Origin of the sequence: Clostridium sp. UMB9555A, assembly GCF_030222355.1 — a bacterium.
Lineage (GTDB): Bacteria > Bacillota > Clostridia > Clostridiales > Clostridiaceae > Sarcina > Sarcina perfringens.
Genome location: NZ_JASORQ010000003.1, coordinates 186,606 through 209,496 on the forward strand (window position 1 = coordinate 186,606; position 22,891 = coordinate 209,496).

The window sequence follows — 22,891 nt, forward strand, 5'->3', positions numbered from 1 at the left end:
ATTAATCTTTTTTATAATAATGATAGTATTTTCCCCTTTGAATTTCCTCACCATTAAATACTGTTCCTATTATATTAGCCTTAACTGCTCTTAATCCCTTTACAGCCTCTACTACAGCATCTTTCTTTGTATATCCATACTTTACAACTAGTATTGTTCCATCAACCTTTGTTGAAAGTATTTTTGAGTCAGTTACTGCATTAACTGGAGGAGTATCTAATATTATATAATCATACTTTTCCTCTAATTGAGTTAAAAGATGCTCCATTGCTCTTGAAGCTAACATCTCAGCTGGATTTGGCGGCACTAATCCTGAAGGTAGTACATGAAGTCCTGATTCATGCTTATAAACCACCTTAGAAAATTCAGCCTTTCCAATTAAAAATTCTGATAGCCCTATAGAATTACTTATTCCAAAGTTTTTATGTACAACTGGTTTTCTTAAATCACAATCTATAATAATAACCCTTTTTCCATCTTGCGCAAAAGAAAGAGCTAAGTTGGCACTTGTTGTTGACTTTCCTTCTCCTGGCTCAGAGCTAGTTATAACAATTGACTTAACAGGATTGTCAAAGGAAGAGTATTGTATATTTGTTCTTAAGGTTCTATAGCTTTCAGCTGCCACTGATTGTGAATTACTTTCTAATATTAACATCTACTTCCCTCCTTTATTTCCCCATATTATCATAATCTGGAATTGCACCTATTATAGGTAACTCTAAAGTTTTTTCCAGCTCTTCTCTTGATTTAAATGTATTATCTAAGTATTCAAGTAAAAGTACTACTCCTACCCCTACCATAAGTCCTAAAACGAAGGCTATAAGTATATTAAGCTTCTTATTTGGACTTACTGGATGTTCTGGAATTTGAGCTTTTTGTATAATCTGTACATTTCCATTTGGAATAAGCTCCTTAGATTCTGAAATAAATTCATTTGTTATAGCTTCTGTTACTTTTAAGACATCCTTAGGATTTCCTCCCTTATAGCTTAAATCTAATATTTGAGTATCAGCACTTGGAGTAACATTAAGATTATTTAAAATTCCCTTTATTTCCTTTTGATTATAATCTAAGTTAGCACTTTTAACCGCCTTAGTAACTAAGTCTGAAGTCTTTACAAGTTCTGCATAAGTCTTCATAAGTTTTTGATACATCATAACATCATTATTATTATAAGATGCATTTTCTTGAGTAGTCTCTTGCTTACCAATGAAAAGCTTAGTTTTTGCCTCATATTGTGGTTTTATAACAAAAAAACTTAATATTGCTGAAACTAAGGTAGCAGCTATAGTTATTAGTGCTATTAGTTTCCATCTTTTCTTTAAAGCGTAAGCAATTTCTTGTAAGCTTATAGTATTCTCTTCCATGAATCCTCCTATTACTTTATTTAGTTTTTAATATTTTTAACAAATTAATCTCACTTAACTATAATATACCAAAATGTTTCTTTCATAAAGCCCCCTATAGTTTCTATATTTTCTTTTTTTCTATTTTAATAAATTATTTTTAAATATATATCCATTATTTTTTAAAAATAATTAAATTTATCCCCAAAAAATGTTTAAATTTTCATATACTTTATTTGTAAATTAATTATTTTAAAAAATATGAATTATTTCCTCTTAAAAATACTAATTTTTTCAAAATAAAAAGTTTTCATTTGTAAATAAAAGCACTTCTTTCTTATAAAATCACATTTTGACAAATAATACATTTGACTTTTTTCAACAATACTCACATTTGTGAACTTTTTGTTAACTTAACTTTTCTTATAACTTTTAAAGCATTTTATTGTATACATTTATTTATAAAAAAGAAGTATTATTAATTTAGGTCATTGAACTGAAACTATTACTTGTATACAACTTTTATTGTTATACATCCTAAATCATCTTTTAATGTCTTTGAAAGCTTCACGCTTAAATTTCCCCAATTAAACTTTCTTTTTTTCCACTTGCTATTTTCTAAAGTAATTCCTAAATCATTAGAAATCCACTGTTCATATCGCTCAAATTGATATTTTTCTAAATTATCAATGCTTCTAAGATCTATTTCCTTTGGTCTAATTCCTTTAAATTCCACATCAATAAAAAAATCTAATCCTTCCACTTTAACAGGTTCTAAAAGTTCGAATTTATTTCTATCCTTAAATTCTGAGAGTGTAAACTCATAATTCTTTTTTAAGTATCTCTTGAAAAAATACTTATTAGTTCTTCTTTTAAGATTTTTTTTCCCAATTTTAACTTTTCCCTTACATAAACTCATAATTCCACCTACTATCAATATTATTTTTATGAAAACCATCTAAGCATCTAAAAATATTTTCACTTCAATAAGAATCCCTAGACAAATGATTTTTTAATAAACTTTGATAAATATAAATTTATTATTTTCTTTTAAATTCCTCCTTAAATGGCCTTTTACTTCCTATGTTTATACTCCCTATTCTAATACAGTTTCATATTATCAAATCATAATATTTAGGTAAATTTAATTCGTTTTACAATTTACAACATGTTCATTGTTAAATTTAATTTTTTCATTTTATTTTTTAAATCATACTAGACTTTTTAAAGAAAGTTTATATTGTGGTTACACCTTTAATTCTATAGAAAAATTTTATTTATAAATTATATAAAAAATATTATTACTTCTTTTAAAATATCCCTAGAACTTTTTCACCTCCCTATTGTCACTATTTAAATCTTTAGTTCATTCTTATATTTATTATAAAAAAATCTAATAAAAAAGGCTTGTACCTAAACTCACTATAAAACTTATAAACCTATTCCTTAAATCAATTAATATAAAACCTTCTATATTATTTTGAAATATAAAAAGTAATATATTATCTCTCTTTAGGAATCTATAAATTTTATTAAGGAGTAACTTTGGTACAAGCCTCTTAATAATTTAATATATATTTTTAATTATTATGGATATTTAGCTTAATCATATTTAATATACTTTTCTTAAAAGCTAATTTTATATACTTTAATCAATACAATATACTTCTTCTAAAATTAAGCTTTATACTCTTTAATTGATTCTATAAAGCTCTAATTATAACATAGTATATTTACTCTAAAATCCATCATTTACTTTATCTATACTTTTTACGGTATCTTCTAATTCTTCATTGCTTTCATCTAATTTTAATCTTCCATATATAACTTTATTTACTACTAAAGCTATACCTATTCCCATTATTATAAAAGCTATTCTCATAGGTACTGAAACTCCTGGTTGGAATAAAATCATTGCAGCTCCTAAAGAACTCATGGTTATAAATATCATCTTTATTTTATATTCCTTGATGAATGTGTAAATATAACTTAGGATAAGTAAAACTATACTGCTAAACTGTTGTGGTACAAGATAAACAAATATTAATACAAATATTGCTGATCCTATTAAAGTACCAAAAAATCTTTCCTTAACCCTAGTCTTAGTATCATCAAAATGTGGTTGAGTTATTGACATTGCAGTAATGCTTATCCACATTGATTTTTGAAAACCAAGTATGCTTCCAAGTAACATAGCTATGGATACAGCAAGTGCCATTCTTAGTGAAAAGTTAAATTGAAGGGTGTCTTTATTAATGGTTTTTATCATTTCACTTATATTCATATGATCAGAGTCATCTTTTTTTCTATGACTGAAATAATAAACTAAAGCTATTAATCCTCCTCCAACAAATAAAGCTATAAGCCTTCTTGGCAATTCACTCCATGTAATAGGAGTTCCCTCTATAAATACATAACAAAGTATAAAAGGTAAATATGCCTTTGTTTCCATAGTATTAGTAACTAAATATGAAACTACAAATATACTTATAAAGTTTATTATAAATCCTAAAAATGGATTTATTGAAGCTATTTGACTTGAAACTCCCATAAGAACAAAGGATAACACTGTAGTTATAATAGCTTCATTTAACTTTAAACTTAAATGAACATCTACAAACATAAGCATTGCAGTTATGGCGCATACCCCTATAAGACTATTAGAACTTCCAAAGACAGATCCATATAAAGTAACAAATAAAACTATTCCAATTATCAAAATTAAATTACTTATAAGAATCTTAGGTTTTAAATTCTTTTTTATACTTTCTATCATTCTCTTTCTTCCTCTTTTCCATCTAGTCATTTCTTCTGTCGAGCATTATACCACATTTATAAATTTTAGTGAAATAAGTTTTTTAGGTAAAAAATTATAGTTCAAAGCATTTTTTTATTACTTTGAACCCTTATTCATTACTTTATTAATATCTCTAGTGTCTTTAAAAAACTTTTTTTACAACTTACACCAAACTATTATATAAAAATAGATTACTTTAGAGGGTTAGAAGCAACTCATAATTTAGATAAAAATTCAAATTTTAATTAATAAAAATAAGACCAAAAATATTTTTAGTCCTATTTTTTCGCCCATTTATGTTTAAAATTTGACCAGTTTTGTATCTAATATTTAACTTTTTTTATTTAATTTTTATAATTTACTTGTATATATAATGGAATTTTGGAGGGAATAAAAGAAAAACTATGAAAAACATATTTATATTTATTTTATTTATAGCAATAGATTATTTTCTTTCTATTGGATTACTTATATCTTTAAACTTTATATTTTTCAAGATCAATAGTATTAAATTCAATCAAGATTATAAAAAATATAATTTTTACTTTTATTTTTTATCAAAGATTATTCCTGCTTTTTTAATTTCTATATTTATTATTAGAAGTGATGAATTTAAACTTATTGGATTAATTTACTTATTATTTTCAGTTATTTATAAAATTATAGATTTTATAAAATTTTTGAATTATTTTGATAAAAAAGATTTCAAATAGAATCAATTTGAAGTATAACAAAAGAGGTAACAAAATGAAATTAAAAAGTCATTTTGTTACCCCTAAAATTTTATATTTTACAAGGAACTTTACATGAGGCTTTGGAGTAAAGAAAACTGGAGACAATGAAAATTTAAAATTAATCAAAGTCCCCTTTAAAAATCCCCTATGAAATTAAGTAAATATGTGTAACTCTTTAAATTACTTTTTCTTAAAGCTTATTATTGCTTTGAATAAATCACCATCTACTTCTATATTAAATTTTCCACCTTGAAGTTCGACAAAGCTCTTAACTATTGCAAGCCCTAATCCTGAACCCTCTGTGTTACGAGATTTGTCTCCCCTTACAAATCTATCTGAAATTTCGTTAATATTAAAGGTTATTTCATCTGCTGAAATGTTTTTTATGATGACATCAACATTTTCTATTCCATTCTTAATGTCTATATATACTCTTGAATTAGGAAGCGCATATTTAACTACATTAATTATTAAATTTTCAAATACTCTGTAAGTTCTTTGTCCATCTAGTGGCAAGATTACTTTTTCCTCTGGCAATGAAAGTCTCATATCTAAACCAGCTTCATTTATTTTATCATCTAATTCTAAAACTACTTGTTTCATAAGATATGAAATGTCCACATCCATTATATTTAAATTTATATTTCCAGTAGTAGCTTTACTTACTTCAAATAAATCTTCTATTAAGTGTTTTAATCTTTGTGATTTTCTCTCTAAAGTTTCTAAGTAAGCTTTCCTTTTTTCCTCATCTTCTTCTCCTTTTAATAAATCAACATAAGCAATTATTGATGTTAGTGGAGTTTTTAAATCATGAGAAACATTTGATATAAGCTCTGTTTTCATTCTCTGACTCTTAACTTCTTCTTCAACGGCTGCCTTGAATCCCTTTTGGATATTATTTAATTCATCTCTCATTGGATTGAAGAATCCACAATCCTCATCATCCTTAGAATCTAAGTTTCCATTTGATATTTCCTTGGTCTTTTCTAAAATTTTGTTATAGTCCTTTTTCCACTTGTTTATATATTTTCTGCTAAAGTGGAATAAAAGTACTGAATATATAATCAATCCAAGTATTCCAAAAAACCACACTGAACAAAGGACTGATACAATGAAAAAGTTTATTACTAAAATTATTAAAAGAACTTTATCACTCTTCTTATTTAAATCTACTCCTTTAATATAGTTTACTAACTTTCTTAATATAGCAAATATAACCTCTTTAAATTTGTAAACTAAAACATTCTTCCTTATATAATTTTTAAATCCAATATTAAATATATATTTAATATTGATTACTTCATAAAATACAAATCCATATATGACCATCCAATAAAGTACATTAATTATATAAGTAACTATATCTAAATGAGGTAAGCTGGTCATTTTAAGTGCTTCGCTTAATCCTCCTTGAAGTGTTGGACTTATTATAAGACTTGCACTTTCAAATGTTAATGCCATTATAATTGCAGCTATTATAAAATTGATCTCTAAAGGAATTTTTGAAAACTTATTAAAACATAAAATATTTCTCGTATATTTAAATGGAATAACTAATGCAAGTAAAAAAGCAAATGCCATTCCAATCATTATAAATACCATACTTGAATCGCTAAGTGCCATAGTTTTATTATATATTTCATTGTAATATAAACTATCATGATATTCTAAAGTTTTTGGTATTGCATAAACATAAGTCATATTTTCTATAGGTTTTGCTTCATATTCATTATAAAAACTATAATTGTTTAAAGAAGTTAACCTACTACTGTTTAATAATTGTCTTGCTTTATATTCATTCTCACCATACCAACCTTCAATAGAAAGTTTTCCTCTATCATCATACTTAAGTACCACATAAAATCTATAATAATTTTTTAAATCATCTTTTTCCATATATGAATTCTTTGCTAGTGCTTCAAGTAGCCATGATTGATCTTCTTTAGTTTCATACACTGTATTTCCATTTTCATCCATAGCATATACTCTTAAATTTCCTAGGTCGTGCAATTCATTAATAAGATAGTTAACATATTCATTTAGAGATGCCTTATCCTCATTTAATTTATACTCATAATCTTGTCCATACTCATATCTATTTTCTTTTTTCAAATTAAAGAAATCTTCCATTGGATTTATTGCTTTTTCATTTTCCTCAGCCTTTTTTTCTAAATAATCATAGTAAATTCCATAACTTACATCTATTATTTTTTCCTTAAAATCATAATTACCAAATACACTATAATTGGTAATATAGTTTGGAACATTTTTCTTCATTATTGGATATGATAATAATAAACATACAGATATAATTCCTATTAACGTTAAGGTTATTATTGTAAGAATCCAATTTGTTTTATTAGTTCTATTTTCTTTGTTAGGTTGTAAATTTTCCTTATTGCTTTTCGATTTTATAGCCAACTCCCCACACCACCTTTAAATATTTTGGATTTTTTGGATCTATCTCTATTTTTTCTCTTATATTTCTTACATGGACCATTACAGTGTCTGTGTTTACTGCATTTTCATTCCATACTCTTTCATATATTTCCTCTGCTGAAAAAACTCTTCCTAGACTTTTAATAAGTAATTGAAGTATTTTAAATTCTATAGGAGTTACTTTTACTACATCTCCATCTAACATTACTTCTTTTCTATCAATATTAACTTCTAATCCACCTATGGCATAAGAATTTGTTTTCTTCTCATCCTTTTTTACCATATTTAAATATTTAGAATATCTTCTTAGTTGAGAATTAACTCTTGCAAGAAGTTCTAATGGATTAAATGGTTTTGTTACATAATCATCAGCTCCAATATTTAGTCCTAAAATTTTATCCATATCCTCTGATTTTGCTGATAACATTATTATAGGAAAGTCATAACTTTCTCTAATTTTCATTACCATTGTCGCCCCATCCATTTTAGGCATCATTATGTCAACAACAGCTAGATGAATCTCTTCTTTTTCAACTATTTCTAATCCTTCTAAACCATTACTTCCTTTAAATACATTGTACCCTTGATTTTTTAGATATATTTCAATAGCCTCTGCTATTTCCTTTTCGTCTTCAACAACTAAAACATTATACTTTTCCATCTCTTTATTACTCCCTTTTTTATTACTATATTTTTATTAGATTCATATAAAGATCTAGCTTAACTTTACCTCTATGATTTTTGAATTTTACTCTTAATTTAATTAGTATTGATTTTAACACTTTCTTTAGCATCACATAATTTCATAAATTTAAACTAGAAATTTTCTTTAATATTTTAATTTATCCAATAATTTCAATATAATAATATCATAGAAAGCTTTTTCACTGTTAGAAACATAGCCTTTCCTTAACTATTTCCTTATATTCTTTAAAGTTTGTTAATACATCATTATCTATATTTCCAAAAACATCTGCTGAAAACTGTATTTTTGTAAAAGGAAGGGGTATGCCATAGTTATCTCCTCTCTTTTTTAAATTTAACTTCTTTGAATGTTCAACCTTTATTCCAACAAAAGGTTTATTTGAATCTTTTGCTAAGGAAAAAGCTATTTCCTTTGGCTCATGTAATGGGCCTATGGGGCCATCTAAAGCTAAAACAACTAAGGAATCCTCCTTGCTTTTTTCCCTTAATTTCTTAAGAAACTCTTTCTTCTCAATAGCATCTGGCATTTTAAGAGCATTAGCTCCATAAGAATTAAGAATATATTCTATATACTCACCTCTAGAATCATCTGTAACCACTACATTTACATCTAACTCTTGATTTTTTTTAACTTTATAATATCTATTTAATTTTTTTAGTAGAAGATTCATAGAATAACTATTTTCCTGCCAAAAGCCTAAAATACAATTATCCATAATCTCATCATCTATCTCATAAAAGTTTTCAAAACTTACTGTACTTGTCTTTAGGACAAAGTTTAAATATCCATTGTAAACTCGCTTAACTACCGCCTTCAATTTATTACTCCCCCCCTAACCTTTATTTTTATATATTTTCAAATTTATTTTTCAAAAAAACACCTCCATATTTCTATCCTAAAAATTTTAATAATTCCTCTCCTAAGAAATACCCTGATGATATTAAAACTGTATTCCATATAAAAATTCCCAAAGTTGCATAAGCACTATACTTAAAAAAATTTAATTTTAAGACTCCTGCTGGTATTGATATTACTGTCCTAGCCATTGGAATTAGTTTGCTTATTAAAATTCCTGTATAACCCTTTTCTCTTAAATAATCAATTTTACTATTGATAAAGCTTTCATGACTTGGAAATTTATCTAGATATTTTTTAAGAATTACCTCTCCTCCAAATCTTCCTATACAATAAAGTATCCAACTTCCCATTAGTCCTGCTATTACAGACACTAAAAGTGCTGTTATAAGACTCATTTCACTTTTAGAAATTAACACTCCCACTGCAGGCATTATTATCCCTGCAGGAAGCCCTGGTAAATTCATATATTCCAAAAGAATAATCACAAATAAAAATAAAAGCCCGTACTCTGCAAAATAGTTTGTTATAGTTCCAAAATCCATACCCTTACCTTCCAATTTTAAAATTTTATTTAATCTATATTTTTATTAATTTTGATTTTAGCTTCCCTTTAACCCAACCTAATTTCAAAGGGAATTTCTATTATCTAAATTGTTAATTGCTTTCTTCTCATTTGCTACACTCTTATAATAAACTTTAAAAATAAAGAAACTCCTCAGATAAATCTAAAGATTTTCTAAAGAGTTTCTTAATATTTTTTTGATTTTAGTTAGTAATCTTAATGGCACTTAATTTTTAACTTCTAAAAATTCAAGTAACCTAATTTTTATATACCTTTTTTCTTAATAAATTTCCCTTAGTTCTTCCTCTATTTTATTAAAAATTACATTTAGTAAATTTTTATCTACATTAATATGTTTTGATGTAATTCCCCAATTTGAGTAATTTATAAATAATATAAGACACCTTATCTTGCTTAAAATTACGCTCTGCTTATATACTAAATCTTTAAGCTCTAAATTTTCAGCGATTAATTTATTTTCCATTAACTTAGATTCAATAAGGTTACAATCTAATAGAAGTTTAATTGTATTTTCATTATATTTATCTTCATATAATATGCTCTTTAACTCATAAAGAAGTTTATTTGTTAATTCTAAATACCTTTCCTTTAAATCATATATAGAATTTTTTACACTCTGTGGGAAAATAATTTTATTAACTCCTAAAGCTATTGCTATTCCTATTATTACAAATAAAAATCTATAAAAAGCTAAAGATCCGACTGTACTTCTAGATAATCCAAAACTTAAGGTCATAAGTGCTGTGCATACAACCTTTTTATCATAATCCTTTTGAACAAAGTAAAAGAACATTAATATTAATAGAAGTAATTCTAAAGGAATAATATGTGGGAAAAATGTAAATATAGAGATATAAAGTATCACTCCTATTATTGTCCCTTTGAATCTTTTTATTGCTTTTGTTAAGGTTTCTTCTTCATAGGGCTGTATAACAACATAAACACTGGTAACAATCCATCTTCCCTGAGGTATTTTAAATAAATCTACTATAAACATTATTAAGGAGACTGCTATAGCTAGTTTTAAAGAATATGCTACTCTTAAATGTTTCATTTTTAAAGAGCTATTTCCTATTAGTAGTTCCTTAAGATTAAATTTCACTTTAATTCTTTTCCTTGGTTTCTTCCTACTGTACTCATATAAATTATTTATATTTTTCTCTAAAAGTCTTATAAGCTCAGTGCATTCCCCTAAAAAGGCATATTCTTTCTCAGTCCAATTATTTATCATAGAAGACTTATTTAAATCATCCTTTTCCTCATTAATGAATTCTACTTTTCTTTCTAAAAATAAAGTTATGTTTTCTAAATCATGATTTAAGCTATTTAAATAATCTATTATGTCTTTAGATTTATTATTAACTTTACCAACTTTATTGATTATTGAATTTATTCTTTCTAATATAAGTACAATATTAAAATAAATATCATCTTTATTATTTCCTATAAATTTATTGTTATTTCTACCCTTAATCAAAACTAATAGTTTTCTTAATTCACTATCTATATAGATATTTTCTTTTTCCTCATAACTTTCATTTATTATATGATAGATTTCCTTTTGAATATTTCTTATAGATTTTATGATTATATTATTTGAATTCCTTCTGAAATTTCTTCTATTAAATAATATGTGAATTCCAATAATAATGAAAACCCCTACCCCCATAGCTACTAACCTTCTTGGCAACTCATCTAAACTAATAGGATATTCCCACATATACACATATAATAATAGAAAGATATAGGAAATAACATTTTTAAATTCTGTTGTATATATAAATGATACTGTAAAAAGTATTAAAAAGTTTATTATTAATCCCACAAATGGATTTATGGCAGATATATAAGCACTTATGGCTAAAAATAAATTTAATATGAGAAATATCATAGACTTATAGATTGGATATGAAGTTAAATCTAATCTTAGAAAAGCATATGACGCCATTGCTATTATTAATCCTATAACAGTGTTTTCCACTCCAAATATTGTTTTGTATAATCCCATTAATACCACAGATAAAACTGCAAATATTAAAGGTAATTTAAATCTTTTTATATTAATTTGTTTAATTGTCATTGTAATTTTCACTCTTCTTATCTTTATAATTAATAAAATTTATAATAATAAGTATTATAAATTCTAGTATAATACTAGAGTAAAGACTTTTTTAGAAAGTGAGCGATTATTTTAATGGATAAATATTTTTCAATTGGTGAAGTTTCAAAAATTACTGGTTTATCCATAGATAGACTAAGAAACTATGACAAAATAGGATTATTAAAACCTTCTTATATTGATCCTAAAAGTGGATATAGATATTATTCAGAAAATAAATTTAGAAAATTAAGAATCATAAAATATCTTAGAAAAATTGGTACTCCCTTAAAAGAAATTGATTTAATACTAAATAAAAATATAGACTCTCAGGAATTTGCGAAGTTTCTTGAACTCAAAATAAGGGATATTGAAAAAGAAATTGAAAGTTTAAATATGATAAAAGAAGATATAAGTGAAATTAAGCATACCTTTGAATGTAACTTTAAATTAAGCAATATAAATTATATTCATAAAAAGTATATTGATGAAAGATATGTAGTAAAGAAAAGCCTAAATAAAAATATAAATTTTGTTGTTTCCCATAGAGAACAAGTATTTTCAAAGTTTAAATCAGAAATAAATAATTTAGAACCTCCTCGTTCTCTAGAAAAAGGACTCTATTTACATACCTTAGAAGACCTAGAAAATAATAATACAGAGGTTTATATGCTTCTAAAAGATTATGAAAACATTCATAATTTTATTATACCTAGTGGTAACTATTTATGTCTTTCATATAAAGAAAATGAACGTGATAAAGCTATTTTTAAATTAAAATCCTATATTGAAGAAAATAATATTGAAGTTAAAGGACCAATTTTAAATTTAGTCCTAACAACACTTCCAAAAGAAGAATTTCAATTTCAAATTTTAATTTAAAATAGAATTTAAGATGTAGAAGATATAATAAGCTCTTAAAATACTTTCTTTTCATAAAAACTTTTATATAAGAGTTACAAACTTTGCTACGAAATTTGAAAACTTATCTACATTATTTAAAAACTTATATAAGGCTTTATAAATTTCTCTAAAATTTAATAACTAAAAAAATAGGGAGTTTTGCCTTTACACAAAACTCCCTTGATTAAACTTTTAAATTATATAAACACTTGCTAAATTAATATGTAATTTACATACTACTACATTAAATCTTACTAATATTTTAGAAAAAGTTTTTAAATAGATTAACTAAATTCTTTAATTATCTCTTTTAACTAAATCTACTATAGCTCTATCTACATCATCTCTTGTATCTTCAACTAATTTCTTAGTTAATTTTTCTGGTTCGCTAACTACTCTGTGAGCTTTTTCTATTGCAATATTTAATGTTTTTATTGAATCTCTTGTGTACACAGTAAATTTATCAGCTAATCTTTCTCCATAAGCTATATCTTTTAATAAAAATCTATATTCTTCACTTTTTAAAATTTCTTCTATTTCTTCTTCTCTAGATTTCTTCTCTGGAGCTACCTCTGACTTGACTTCTTCTTTAGATTTAACTGGCTCATCTTCCTTAATCTCTTTATTTTCTTGTTCTTTTGCCTCTGTAACTATTGCTTCCACATTATCTGTATTAGCTTCTTTTTTAGGCTCTACTTTCTCTTCTGAAACTTTCTCAGATTTAACTTCTTGTTTTTCTTCAACTTTAGCTTTTGGTTCATTTTTAACTTCTTCAGCCTTAATTTCTTGATTTTTCTCTGTCTTAGAATCTTTCTTTATTTCCACCTTAGTTTTTGACTCAGCTGGTTTCTTAACATCACTTAATTTAACTAAATCCACTATAGCTTTATCTAAATCATATCTTGTATCTTCAACTAACTTCATAGTTAAATTTTGTGAATCTTTAAATACCTTTTTCGCTTTTTCTAATTCAGTTCTTAAAGTTTTTAATGATTCTTTTGTGTATTTATCCTTTCTATCAACTAATCTTTCACCATAAGATATACTCATTCTTAAATATCTATATTCTTCACTTTGTAAAACATCTTCTGCCTTAGTTTCTGTTTTACTCTCTGACTTAGTTTCTGTTTTTTCTTCGACTTTATCCTCTGGTTTAATTTCTGGTTCTTTTTCAGTATTTACTTCTTCAACTTTCTCAGGTTTAGATTCTGTTTTTTCTTCTAGTTTTGTTTCTGCAATTATCTCTGAAACTTCTTTATTATTAACTTCTGGCTTCATTTCTGACTTTGTTTCAGATTTCTCTTCTGAGATCCCCTCTTGAAGTACCTCTAAGTTTTCTTTAGATACCATCTCTGTTTCTTCAGACTTTAATTCTGTATTAATTTCTGGTCTTACCTGCAAATTAATTTCCGATTTATTTTCTTGTCTTATTTCTTGATCTACTTGTTTTATTGCTTTAGTATTAACCTCTGAATTTATTTCAGGTTTAACTTCATTTTTCATCTCTGACTTTACTTCAGTATTCCCCTTAAGATTTCTCTCTTTATTCATTTCTGGGTTTACTTTTTTAATTGTTTGAGATTTAGCCTCTTGGCCTAATTTTTGTGTCACTTTAGTTTTGGCACTTGAAATAGTATCTTGTTTAGCTTCAATTTTTATTTCTTTCTTAACCTCTGACTTAACTGAAGAGTTTGTACTCTTTTTATCATCTTCTTTAACTTCTGATTTTTTATTTGATGCAACATTTGAATTATTATTTTTTATAGTTCCTTCATTTAAGAACATACCATAAACATATCCTTTTTGTCCGTTCAATTCAATCTTATACCAAGAACCTTGTTTTCCAATTATGTTAACTTTTGTATTATTAAGTAATCTATTTATTATTTCAGAACCTATTCTAGGCTCTTTTCTTAAATTTAATACTGTTGAGACATTAGTAACATGTCCCTCCATATTTTTTTCAATTAGTTTATCATTAACTGCAGATTCTACTAAAGTAAATTCGTCTGCATTTACATATCCTCTTAATCCATTTTGAGTAATTACTTCTACTGTTGATTCATTGGTATTTAGTATTTCTAACATAGTAAACGGATTAGCATAGCCTAAAATTTCTCCATCAACTTTTTTTACTGAAACCTTATTTTTGGCTACACCTTTTTGAGTTGATACATTTATATTTTGATTATACCCTTTAACTTCCTTAACCTCATCAGCTTTTGCTGATATCCCATATGATATTGAACTTGTTACTATAGCTGCTGATAGTATAAAAATACTTAATTTTTTTCTCTTCATTTTTAATATTATCTCCTTAAAAATTTTTCATAATTAGTTCATTAAATATTTTTATAATTAGTTCATTTATATTTTTGCGCTTTAAAGAGGTTATAAAATTCATTCTATTGATAGATTTTATATAAATCTTATACTATTAAACTTTCCTTAATGCGAAGAAAATTTAAGTCTAAAATGAATGAATTAGTCTGGTAGATTAGATTATCTCATAATCGAAAATGATTTTCAAACATTTTTTCATAAAAAAATAAGAATTTATTAATAGAAATCATACTTTTTAAATAAAATTAACAAAAAAATCACATGTAACCATTTTAGTTACATGTGATTTCATATAATTCAATAGGTAAATCATCTGGATCACTAAAGAAAGTAAATTTACGTCCTGTAAATTCATCTATTCTTATTTTTTCCACTTCAATACCTTTTTCCTTAAGTTCTCTAACCTGCTTCTCAATATTTTCAACCTCAAAGGCAAGATGTCTAAGTCCACAGGCCTCTGGATAGCTTGGTCTTTTAGGCGGATTTTTAAATGAAAATAATTCTATTTGTGAATCCCCTATTTCCAAATCAAGCTTATAGGAATCCCTTTCCTCTCTATAAACTTCTCTTATAATTTTTAAACCTAATAAGTTTACATAAAAATCTTTTGATTTTCTATAATCTGAAGCAATAATTGCCACATGATGTATCTTCTTTAAATTCATTTATTTCCCCCTAAATTCCATAAATAATTAAGCTATTTTTTCATAATAACCTAACAAATTCTTCTCCAAACTAAAATTTAAAATAAGGCTAATTTAACTTAGAATCAATATTAATGAGTTCCGTGAACTATTTTAAAGCCCTCTTTTTCTAAAATTCTCTCATGTTTTTTTAAGTCATCACATTTAGATTCTACGCAGTGAGATATATGTATTTTTTCTACGCCATTCTTTTTTAATTGCTTTACTTTATGTGTCCAATTTTCTCCTTCAACTAGGGTATCCTTGCAACCAGCGCAATAAAAGAAACTAGCTAAATCTTCTTTATTTTCTCCATAAATACTAAAAGCAGCTGTTGAATTATTATATGCCTTAAAGCATCCTGATGCAGCACATTTCCCTATTACTTTTCTGCATGCCATTATTGCTATACTCATTAAAACCATTCCTTCCATCTATTTATACAAAAAAAATTATATCATAAATTCTTAACAAAGACTTAAAAAAAGCAACAAAGCCTAAGCCTTGTTGCTCATATATTATGAAATTTAAAGTGGTCAATGTAATTATATTTATTTTAAATTAAATATATCAGTTTTTTGAAGCTCTTTTTTTATTATCTAGTAACTACATTGCTTTTTTGAATATAGCTATTACTTCTTCTAAGTTTCCTTTTCTTGGATTTGTTAATGAACAAGCATCATTTAAAGCATTAGTAGCTAAAGTTTCAAAATCACTTTCTTTTACTCCTAATACTCCAAGTCCCTCTGGAATTCCTACAGTTTGTGATAATGATTTTATCATATCTATGCAAAGGTCTGCTCCTTGCTCATCAGTTAATCCTTCTATGTTTCCACCCATTATTTTAGCAATTTTAGCTAATCTTGAAGCACTTGTAGCTTTGTTATATTCTTGAACATGAGGTAATAATATTGCATTACATACTCCATGAGGTAAGTTATAGAATCCACCTAATTGGTGAGCCATAGCATGAACATATCCTAAGCTAGCATTGTTAAATGCCATTCCTGCTAAGTATTCAGCATAAGCCATCATATCTCTGGCTTCCACATCTTCTCCATTTTCAACAGCATTCACTAAATAATTACTTATAAGTTCTATAGCTTTCTCTGCACAAGCATCTGTTATTGGTGTAGCAGAAGTTGAAACATAAGCCTCTATAGCATGTGTTAAGGCATCCATACCAGTAGCCGCTGTTAATGATTTTGGCATAGCAAGCATTAACATAGGGTCATTAACTGCTATTATTGGTGTTAAATGCTTGTCTACTAAAGCCATTTTTATATGTCTTTCTTCATCAGTTATAATAGCGAATAAAGTCATTTCACTACCAGTACCAGCAGTTGTATTTATACCTACCATTGGTAATTGAGGTTTTTTGGATTTATCTACTCCCTCATAGTCTTTTATTTCTCCACCATTAGTAGCTAATAAAGCTATTCCTTTAGCACAGTCATGAGCTGAGCCGCCACCTAATGAAATAACAAAATCACATTCTTTTTCTTTTAATAATGCTAAACCATCATTAACATTTTTAACTGTTGGATTTGGTTTAGTTTCATCATATATTGCATATTCTATACTTTTATTATCTAAAACATCTGTTACTTTTTTAACTATCCCTATTTGTCCTAAAACTTTATCTGTTACTATTAAAGCTTTTTTAAATCCTAATTCTGCAACTTGTTCTCCAGCGTCTTTTAAGCAATCTGCTCCCATTAAACTTATAGCTGGCATAAAAAATTTATAACTCATATATTTCTCCTCCAAGTCTTTCTCTTGAGTATATTCTCAATATTTGCTTTCTTTTATAATTTAATTTTAATTTATCGTTAAAAATTTAACTAATCCATTTTTTTAAAAAATATCTCATTTTTAAATCGACAGAAATTGACAATACTATAATAAGCTTTTATATTATTTATTATGAGGTGAGAATTTTATGGACAGATTTGATAGACAACTTGAATTGGCAGATGGTATAGAAACTGAATATTTAAGAATTCTATATTACACCTTTGAGAAAAATTACATAGATACATACAAATCTTATGAATATAAAAGACTATGCACTATAGTTGATGGAGAAAAAAATGTAAGAATTAATAACGGTGAGAATATCATATATGATTCATCTAAATATATGCTTCTTCCACCAAACTCAAGTGTAGAAATGAAAATTGAAAAACCTACTAAAGCTCTAGTTTTAGAATTAAATGAAGATTTAATAAATACAGTTTCAGAAAAACTATCTTATGAATTAGATGTAGATTTAAATAAATCTATATTAGAAAAACCATTTTTTAATGAAAATAATGAATTAATAGAATTGACAACTAAAAGAATTGTAGAGACTGCTACTAAAGATACAAATAATAAAGAATTTTTACTTGATTTATATGCACAAGAAATAACTTATAGCCTATTAAATACTAAAGGGGCTAGAGATATTCTTGCTAGTGATTTTAATAATCCAATAAATCGTTCAATTCAGATAATGAAAGGGAATCTTAAAAATAATATAACAGTTTCAGAAATTGCATATGACCTCAACATGTCTCTTCCAAGCTTTTCTTCTAAATTTAAAAAAGTTATGGGAATGACTCCTAATGATTATCTTACAAACTTAAAACTTAATGAGGCTGCAAGACTTCTTAAGTTTTCATCAGTTACAGAGGTTGCTTATGATTTAGGATATGAAAATATTTCTCACTTTATAAAATTATTTAAAAAGAAGTTTGGATTAACACCTAAACAATATTCCTTAAAGTATTCTGAAGAAGTCATACAAATTCAATAGAAAATAAAGGGCTGTATAAAAATATAAAAACAAAACTCACAAACTTATTCTGAGAATTACTAAATATTCTTTTGATACTGTTTGTAAGTTTTGTCAAAATTATTTTTATATACGCCCTTATTTTTATAGGATTATAACTAAAGTTTAATTACCTCTACTTTATATCCATCTGGATCTGTTACAAAATAATATGTTGCAGCTCCATCTGAAAGACCTTTCATAGGTGTAACTTCATATCCTAAAGATATATGTCTTTCTCTTTCAGCTTCTATATCTTCTACCCCGACAGCTATATGACTAAACCCATTTCCTAAATCATATGGCTTTTCTTGATCATAGTTATAAGTTAATTCTACTTCATATCCATCTTCTTTATCTGAAAGATAAACTAAAGAGAATTTATATTCTGGATAATCCCTTCTTCTTGTTTCAACAAGTCCTAAAGCTTCCTTATAAAACTTTAAAGATTTATCTAAATCTTTTACCCTTATGCATGTGTGTAACATTTTGCTTGCCATTTCATAACCTCCATATTTCAAATAATACTTTTTGTTTTTTATTATATGTTATCATATTTATATTTACATATCTCTATATAATTTCAAATAACACTATATTCTTATAAAACAAGTATTATAATTCTTTTCTTATAAATTTATTTAAGGAAAACTTGTAAAAAACAATTAATATAAATATTGATATTACTGCTAATATAAGTACCACAAGAGGTAATGAATTTAAAATATTTGAAACATCATAATTTATATTTTTCATAAATTTTTCTACTAAAGCAAGACCGATTATTAATATAAATAATGGAACGCTTCTTAAATAAGATACTACACTGCTCTCTGGGTATATAATTGCCATACTAAATGTTATTGATGCATATATATAGAAAATTATAAATGTTAAAAGTAAATTAAATGGATTTACAATGATTTTTTCTCCTAACATAAAACTTACACCCATGCCTGCTAATATATTTGGTAAAGAAAATATTAAAAAAATTAATATAGGTAATATAAAAGATGTGCGTACTACACTTCTTGCATCAATTGGCAGTGATCTTAATAATTTATTTGTCATTGCTCCTTTATTAGTATTTTTTGCAATTATAAAATTAACACTAATCATTGAAGCTAACAAGGTAAAATAAATGAAAACACTATTTATTAAAAAATCATATCTATCTTTCGATAAGTCTATAAAAAAAGGAGAATATCCAAAAGTCATTGTAAGGATATAAAATATAAATATTACTCTTATATTTTTTAAGTCTTTAATAATTAAATTTTTCATATTAACTCACCTCACTTTTTTTATAAATATTTAGAGACACTATTAATGATATTATTAGAGCCAGTATTCCAAATACTAAACCATAAACTCCATTAGTAATATTAAATAATACTTGTAAATTTTCATTTTCAAGAGAATTAAATAATATTGAACTAATCATCATTATTAAAATAATAAATATTGTATTAACCACTCTATAAAATTTATGACTTATAATCATATATACTGGTAAAGTCAGTGATACATAAAATAGTTGAACTATTATATTTGGAAGAATTGCTCTTAATGTTAATGTAAAATCACTTCCTGAAATTACTCCTAAAATAGTACAGAATAAATATAAAAATAAATTAACTACTATAATATAAATTAATGTTGATAGATATTTACTATAAATATAATTTGATTTTTTAGTTGGTAAAGAATTAAAGTAAATATTAAATTTACTTTTTCTTTCAACTTCAATTGGTATTATGGTAAGATAAAATACAATAAAAGTTCCCATAGTATATAAATAATTCATTCCTTGAGTTAACGCAAAAGTAATGCCTAAAAAAAGAAACACAATAATTGAACTCTTGATATATTTCTTTTGTATAAAAAAATCTAACTTAAGTAATTCTTTCATACTACTTCACATCCTTTTTAGAATAATAAACAACTATATCATCTAAAGTAGCCTTTTCAAAAATAATTTTTTCACCGAAAAGTTCTTTTAAATTTCTCATATTGTTAGTTAGCCCTTCAAAGTTATATCTTGTTTTTCTTAATCCTATTAATTCTTTTTCTAAATCCTTATTTAAAATATCTAAAGGTCCCTTAACTAAAAAGTATTCTTCTAATAACAAGTCTTTTTCTAAGGAAAATTCAACTTTTCCTTTGTTTAAAAAGGTTATATAATCAGCTAATTTTTCAAGATCCGTTGTTATATGAGTTGAATAAAGTATTGATACTTCTTCCTCACCTATTATTTCAAATAAAATGTCTAAAAGTTCACTTCTAAAAACAGGATCTAAGCCTGATGTTGGCTCATCTAATATTAAGAGTTCTGCCTTATGAGATAAAGCTAAGGCTAAAGAAAATCTCATTTTTTGTCCCTTTGATAATTGCTTTAGCTTTTTATTTTCATTTAACTCAAATTTTTCAAGATAATACTTAAATTTTTCTTCATCCCATTTTGAATAAAATTTAGATATTATTTTTTTATTTTCTTTTATTGTAAAATCTTCAAAAGCACAACAATCATCATAAACAAATCCAATTCTATCTTTTATTGATATTTCATTTTTCTTTATATCTTCACCAAAAATATATATTTCTCCACTATCTAAATTTATTAAATTCATTATGGCTTTTATTGTTGTAGTCTTTCCTGCTCCATTTGGCCCTATTAATCCCATTACAAAACCTTTAGGAATATTAAAGCTTACATCTTTCAAAGAAAATCCTTTATAATTTTTACTTATATTTTTTATTTCAAGTACATTTTCCATATAAACCTTCCTCCTTAAACCTATCCCTTATCTTTATAATTCCTTTAAAGTTTTAAGCATTCCAACTAAATCATTAAAATTTAGTCCTATGCTATTTGCAATATCAATTGCTTCTCCTAATTTTTCTTCTATTTCTCTAAGCTTTTCTTCCATTAAAAGTTCTTTATTTTGCTCTGCCACATAAGATCCCTTACCAGGTAAAGTGTATATAAAACCATCTCTTTCAAGTTCTTCATAAGCTCTCTTAGTTGTAATTACACTTACTCTAAGCTCAGAAGCTAAGCTTCTTATTGACGGCAATGCTGAATTTTCCTTTAAATCTCCAGATAAAATCTCATTTTTTATAGCTTTAGCTATTTGTTCATATATGGGTACCCCTGAAGTGTTTGAAACTACTATATTCAAAAACTCACCTCTTTCTATGTATATACTGTATATATTCTATATATACAGTATATACACCATTTTCATATAGTGTCAATATATTTTCATTATTTAATTTTTTATCTTTAAAATCATCTTTACTTAAAACCTTATAAAATAAAAGCTACGTATAAAAAATCCTTTTTTAATACATAGCTAAAATTAATTTAAAGTTTTTACTATTAAGATATTAGAATAAGGGACAAAAAAAGAGGTGCACATAAATGTGCACCTCTTAGGTTTATATAATTATTTATTTTCTTCTATTAATTCTTCGATTTTACATTTGCATCTAGCACCACAACAAGCACCAGTTCCTGCTCCTGTTTTTTCTCCTACTTCTTCAAAAGAAAGAGCTCCGTTCTTTACTGCCTCAACTATTTTTTCTTCTGAAACACCTTTACATAAACAAACATTTGACATAATAAAATTCTCCTCTCGTTTTACCTGAATATTATATATTACTTATCTCTAAATTCATCATTACTATTAATTAATAATCTTTATTGTTTAAATAGATAATAACAGATAAAAACTCTTCTTGCACATGCTAAATTCTTTTATTTTTCATCTTTAAAAGCTATTATATCAAATTAAATCTATATTTCTTTATTATACTAAGGCTTTCTCTTTAAACACTTCAATTCCTATTCTATCAATAAAATCTCCTAATTTTTCTCCAGCCTCAGCTTCCCCTTTATAAACCTCAAAGATTTTATCAACTATTCTTAAAGCTTCCTTTTCATCTACATCCTTTATAAGTATGTCTGCCATTCTTGGATTATGACCTGCTGACCCTCCTGCCGTTACTAAAAATCCTGTTTTATCAGCTATAACTCCAACATCCTTTGAATAAACACTTCCACAGGCATTTCTACAGCCTGCTACTCCGATTTTAGTTCTACATGGCATATCCATATGCTTATATTTATTTAATAATTTCATACCTGTGCCTATGGTATTAAATTTTGATCTCTTACAAAAACCAGCTGGACACATTTCCACATTTTTTACTGAGTTTTGTTTTTTAACAGCAGGCTCCATTCCTAGTTCATCCCATATTTTAGGCAAATCTTCTCCCTTAAGATTTGTTATTAAGAGCCTTTGACCTGATGTAATTTTAATTACCCCATTATACTTTTTAGTTACCTTTGCAATTTTTTCTAATTGCTCTGGAGTAATAAATCCTCCTGGAATATGAGGAGTTATTCCAAAAGTTCTTTTTCCTCCTCTAACCTTTTGTAAGTTTCCATAATGAGTTCCGCTAACCATTTTAGGTATTCCAATTCCTATACCATCCATCCTTAAAAATTCCTCCTATATATTAAATGTAAAGATTTCAATTTATAAATTAATTTTAGTATACACTAAAAAATATTTTTC

General features: G+C 25.8%; 22 protein-coding genes. 2 read left to right on the forward strand and 20 right to left on the reverse strand.

Annotated features, from left to right (window positions below; genetic code table 11):
- Position 1: 1 nt before the first annotated feature.
- The 9 genes from QP548_RS10875 to QP548_RS10915 all read right to left on the reverse strand — a co-directional run bounded on the left by QP548_RS10875 (position 2) and on the right by QP548_RS10915 (position 11,543).
- Entirely contained in the window at positions 2-655 is a 654-nt protein-coding gene (locus QP548_RS10875; protein ID WP_061426378.1) for a CpsD/CapB family tyrosine-protein kinase, read from the reverse strand.
- A 13-nt stretch (positions 656-668) separates the two neighbouring features.
- The gene (locus QP548_RS10880; RefSeq protein WP_061426377.1) at positions 669-1,367 is read right to left on the reverse strand and encodes a YveK family protein; all 699 of its coding nucleotides are present in this window, start codon (positions 1,365-1,367) and stop codon (positions 669-671) included.
- Positions 1,368-1,851: 484 nt separating this feature from the next.
- Positions 1,852-2,265 (reverse strand): hypothetical protein, encoded by a 414-nt coding sequence (locus QP548_RS10885; protein ID WP_061426376.1) that lies wholly within the window; start codon positions 2,263-2,265, stop codon positions 1,852-1,854.
- Between the two features lie 819 nt (positions 2,266-3,084).
- Positions 3,085-4,122, reverse strand: a complete 1,038-nt coding sequence (locus QP548_RS10890; RefSeq protein WP_061426375.1) for an FUSC family protein — start codon at positions 4,120-4,122, stop codon at positions 3,085-3,087.
- Positions 4,123-5,057: 935 nt separating this feature from the next.
- Positions 5,058-7,298, reverse strand: a complete 2,241-nt coding sequence (locus tag QP548_RS10895) for a sensor histidine kinase (protein ID WP_061426373.1) — start codon at positions 7,296-7,298, stop codon at positions 5,058-5,060.
- A complete protein-coding gene (locus QP548_RS10900) occupies positions 7,273-7,977 on the reverse strand; it encodes a response regulator transcription factor (RefSeq protein ID WP_061426372.1) in 705 nt (234 codons plus the stop codon). The genes QP548_RS10895 and QP548_RS10900 overlap by 26 nt, the downstream gene beginning before the upstream one ends.
- Positions 7,978-8,206: 229 nt before the next feature.
- Entirely contained in the window at positions 8,207-8,839 is a 633-nt protein-coding gene (locus QP548_RS10905) for a hypothetical protein (RefSeq protein WP_061426371.1), read from the reverse strand.
- 73 nt (positions 8,840-8,912) lie between these two features.
- Positions 8,913-9,422, reverse strand: coding sequence for a DedA family protein (locus QP548_RS10910; protein WP_061426370.1), 510 nt, complete (start codon positions 9,420-9,422; stop codon positions 8,913-8,915).
- A gap of 300 nt (positions 9,423-9,722) precedes the next feature.
- Positions 9,723-11,543 (reverse strand): FUSC family protein, encoded by a 1,821-nt coding sequence (locus tag QP548_RS10915; protein ID WP_061426369.1) that lies wholly within the window; start codon positions 11,541-11,543, stop codon positions 9,723-9,725.
- A 114-nt stretch (positions 11,544-11,657) separates the two neighbouring features.
- On the opposite strand from QP548_RS10915, the gene QP548_RS10920 reads away from it, so the two are divergent.
- Positions 11,658-12,443 carry a MerR family transcriptional regulator gene (locus QP548_RS10920; RefSeq protein WP_061426368.1) on the forward strand — a complete coding sequence of 262 codons (786 nt, stop codon included), beginning with the start codon at positions 11,658-11,660 and terminating at the stop codon, positions 12,441-12,443.
- Positions 12,444-12,761: 318 nt separating this feature from the next.
- On the opposite strand, the gene QP548_RS10925 is transcribed toward QP548_RS10920, so the two are convergent.
- The 4 genes from QP548_RS10925 to yiaY form a co-directional block, all read right to left on the reverse strand.
- Positions 12,762-14,765 (reverse strand): SH3 domain-containing protein, encoded by a 2,004-nt coding sequence (locus tag QP548_RS10925; protein ID WP_061426367.1) that lies wholly within the window; start codon positions 14,763-14,765, stop codon positions 12,762-12,764.
- 314 nt (positions 14,766-15,079) lie between these two features.
- The gene (locus QP548_RS10930; protein ID WP_061426366.1) at positions 15,080-15,472 is read right to left on the reverse strand and encodes a VOC family protein; all 393 of its coding nucleotides are present in this window, start codon (positions 15,470-15,472) and stop codon (positions 15,080-15,082) included.
- Positions 15,473-15,582: 110 nt separating this feature from the next.
- A complete protein-coding gene (locus QP548_RS10935; RefSeq protein WP_061426365.1) occupies positions 15,583-15,906 on the reverse strand; it encodes a CGGC domain-containing protein in 324 nt (107 codons plus the stop codon).
- 190 nt (positions 15,907-16,096) lie between these two features.
- Positions 16,097-17,245, reverse strand: a complete 1,149-nt coding sequence (gene yiaY, locus QP548_RS10940) for an L-threonine dehydrogenase (RefSeq protein WP_061426364.1) — start codon at positions 17,243-17,245, stop codon at positions 16,097-16,099.
- 187 nt (positions 17,246-17,432) lie between these two features.
- On the opposite strand from yiaY, the gene QP548_RS10945 reads away from it, so the two are divergent.
- On the forward strand, positions 17,433-18,290 hold the full coding sequence (locus QP548_RS10945; protein ID WP_061426363.1) for an AraC family transcriptional regulator: 858 nt from the start codon (positions 17,433-17,435) through the stop codon (positions 18,288-18,290).
- A gap of 137 nt (positions 18,291-18,427) precedes the next feature.
- Here QP548_RS10945 and QP548_RS10950 read toward each other — a convergent pair whose 3' ends face one another.
- The 7 genes from QP548_RS10950 to QP548_RS10980 all read right to left on the reverse strand — a co-directional run bounded on the left by QP548_RS10950 (position 18,428) and on the right by QP548_RS10980 (position 22,810).
- Positions 18,428-18,808 (reverse strand): VOC family protein, encoded by a 381-nt coding sequence (locus QP548_RS10950; RefSeq protein ID WP_003450196.1) that lies wholly within the window; start codon positions 18,806-18,808, stop codon positions 18,428-18,430.
- Between the two features lie 115 nt (positions 18,809-18,923).
- Positions 18,924-19,592 carry an ABC-2 transporter permease gene (locus QP548_RS10955; protein WP_061426362.1) on the reverse strand — a complete coding sequence of 223 codons (669 nt, stop codon included), beginning with the start codon at positions 19,590-19,592 and terminating at the stop codon, positions 18,924-18,926.
- Position 19,593: 1 nt separating this feature from the next.
- Complete coding sequence (locus tag QP548_RS10960) at positions 19,594-20,220, reverse strand: ABC-2 transporter permease (RefSeq protein ID WP_061426361.1); 627 nt, start codon at positions 20,218-20,220, stop codon at positions 19,594-19,596.
- Position 20,221: 1 nt separating this feature from the next.
- Positions 20,222-21,085, reverse strand: coding sequence for an ABC transporter ATP-binding protein (locus tag QP548_RS10965; RefSeq protein ID WP_003471481.1), 864 nt, complete (start codon positions 21,083-21,085; stop codon positions 20,222-20,224).
- Positions 21,086-21,118: 33 nt separating this feature from the next.
- Positions 21,119-21,490, reverse strand: a complete 372-nt coding sequence (locus QP548_RS10970) for a GntR family transcriptional regulator (protein WP_003455483.1) — start codon at positions 21,488-21,490, stop codon at positions 21,119-21,121.
- Between the two features lie 267 nt (positions 21,491-21,757).
- Positions 21,758-21,931, reverse strand: a complete 174-nt coding sequence (locus QP548_RS10975; protein WP_003449944.1) for a (2Fe-2S)-binding protein — start codon at positions 21,929-21,931, stop codon at positions 21,758-21,760.
- Between the two features lie 189 nt (positions 21,932-22,120).
- Positions 22,121-22,810 carry a nitrite reductase gene (locus QP548_RS10980; RefSeq protein WP_061426360.1) on the reverse strand — a complete coding sequence of 230 codons (690 nt, stop codon included), beginning with the start codon at positions 22,808-22,810 and terminating at the stop codon, positions 22,121-22,123.
- Positions 22,811-22,891: the final 81 nt, after the last annotated feature.

Bases quoted from the DNA above. Each gene is read 5' to 3' on its own strand.
- QP548_RS10960 (WP_061426361.1), bottom strand. From the start codon at position 20,220: ATGAAAGAATTACTTAAGTTAGATTTTTTTATACAAAAGAAATATATC.
- QP548_RS10955 (WP_061426362.1), bottom strand. From the start codon at position 19,592: ATGAAAAATTTAATTATTAAAGACTTAAAAAATATAAGAGTAATATTT.
- QP548_RS10965 (WP_003471481.1), bottom strand. From the start codon at position 21,085: ATGGAAAATGTACTTGAAATAAAAAATATAAGTAAAAATTATAAAGGA.
- QP548_RS10930 (WP_061426366.1), bottom strand. From the start codon at position 15,472: ATGAATTTAAAGAAGATACATCATGTGGCAATTATTGCTTCAGATTAT.
- QP548_RS10900 (WP_061426372.1), bottom strand. From the start codon at position 7,977: ATGGAAAAGTATAATGTTTTAGTTGTTGAAGACGAAAAGGAAATAGCA.
- QP548_RS10975 (WP_003449944.1), bottom strand. From the start codon at position 21,931: ATGTCAAATGTTTGTTTATGTAAAGGTGTTTCAGAAGAAAAAATAGTT.
- QP548_RS10935 (WP_061426365.1), bottom strand. From the start codon at position 15,906: ATGAGTATAGCAATAATGGCATGCAGAAAAGTAATAGGGAAATGTGCT.
- QP548_RS10920 (WP_061426368.1), top strand. From the start codon at position 11,658: ATGGATAAATATTTTTCAATTGGTGAAGTTTCAAAAATTACTGGTTTA.
- QP548_RS10945 (WP_061426363.1), top strand. From the start codon at position 17,433: ATGGACAGATTTGATAGACAACTTGAATTGGCAGATGGTATAGAAACT.
- QP548_RS10875 (WP_061426378.1), bottom strand. From the start codon at position 655: ATGTTAATATTAGAAAGTAATTCACAATCAGTGGCAGCTGAAAGCTAT.
- QP548_RS10950 (WP_003450196.1), bottom strand. From the start codon at position 18,808: ATGGCAAGCAAAATGTTACACACATGCATAAGGGTAAAAGATTTAGAT.
- QP548_RS10880 (WP_061426377.1), bottom strand. From the start codon at position 1,367: ATGGAAGAGAATACTATAAGCTTACAAGAAATTGCTTACGCTTTAAAG.
- QP548_RS10885 (WP_061426376.1), bottom strand. From the start codon at position 2,265: ATGAGTTTATGTAAGGGAAAAGTTAAAATTGGGAAAAAAAATCTTAAA.
- yiaY (WP_061426364.1), bottom strand. From the start codon at position 17,245: ATGAGTTATAAATTTTTTATGCCAGCTATAAGTTTAATGGGAGCAGAT.
- QP548_RS10980 (WP_061426360.1), bottom strand. From the start codon at position 22,810: ATGGATGGTATAGGAATTGGAATACCTAAAATGGTTAGCGGAACTCAT.
- QP548_RS10890 (WP_061426375.1), bottom strand. From the start codon at position 4,122: ATGATAGAAAGTATAAAAAAGAATTTAAAACCTAAGATTCTTATAAGT.
- QP548_RS10925 (WP_061426367.1), bottom strand. From the start codon at position 14,765: ATGAAGAGAAAAAAATTAAGTATTTTTATACTATCAGCAGCTATAGTA.
- QP548_RS10915 (WP_061426369.1), bottom strand. From the start codon at position 11,543: ATGACAATTAAACAAATTAATATAAAAAGATTTAAATTACCTTTAATA.
- QP548_RS10910 (WP_061426370.1), bottom strand. From the start codon at position 9,422: ATGGATTTTGGAACTATAACAAACTATTTTGCAGAGTACGGGCTTTTA.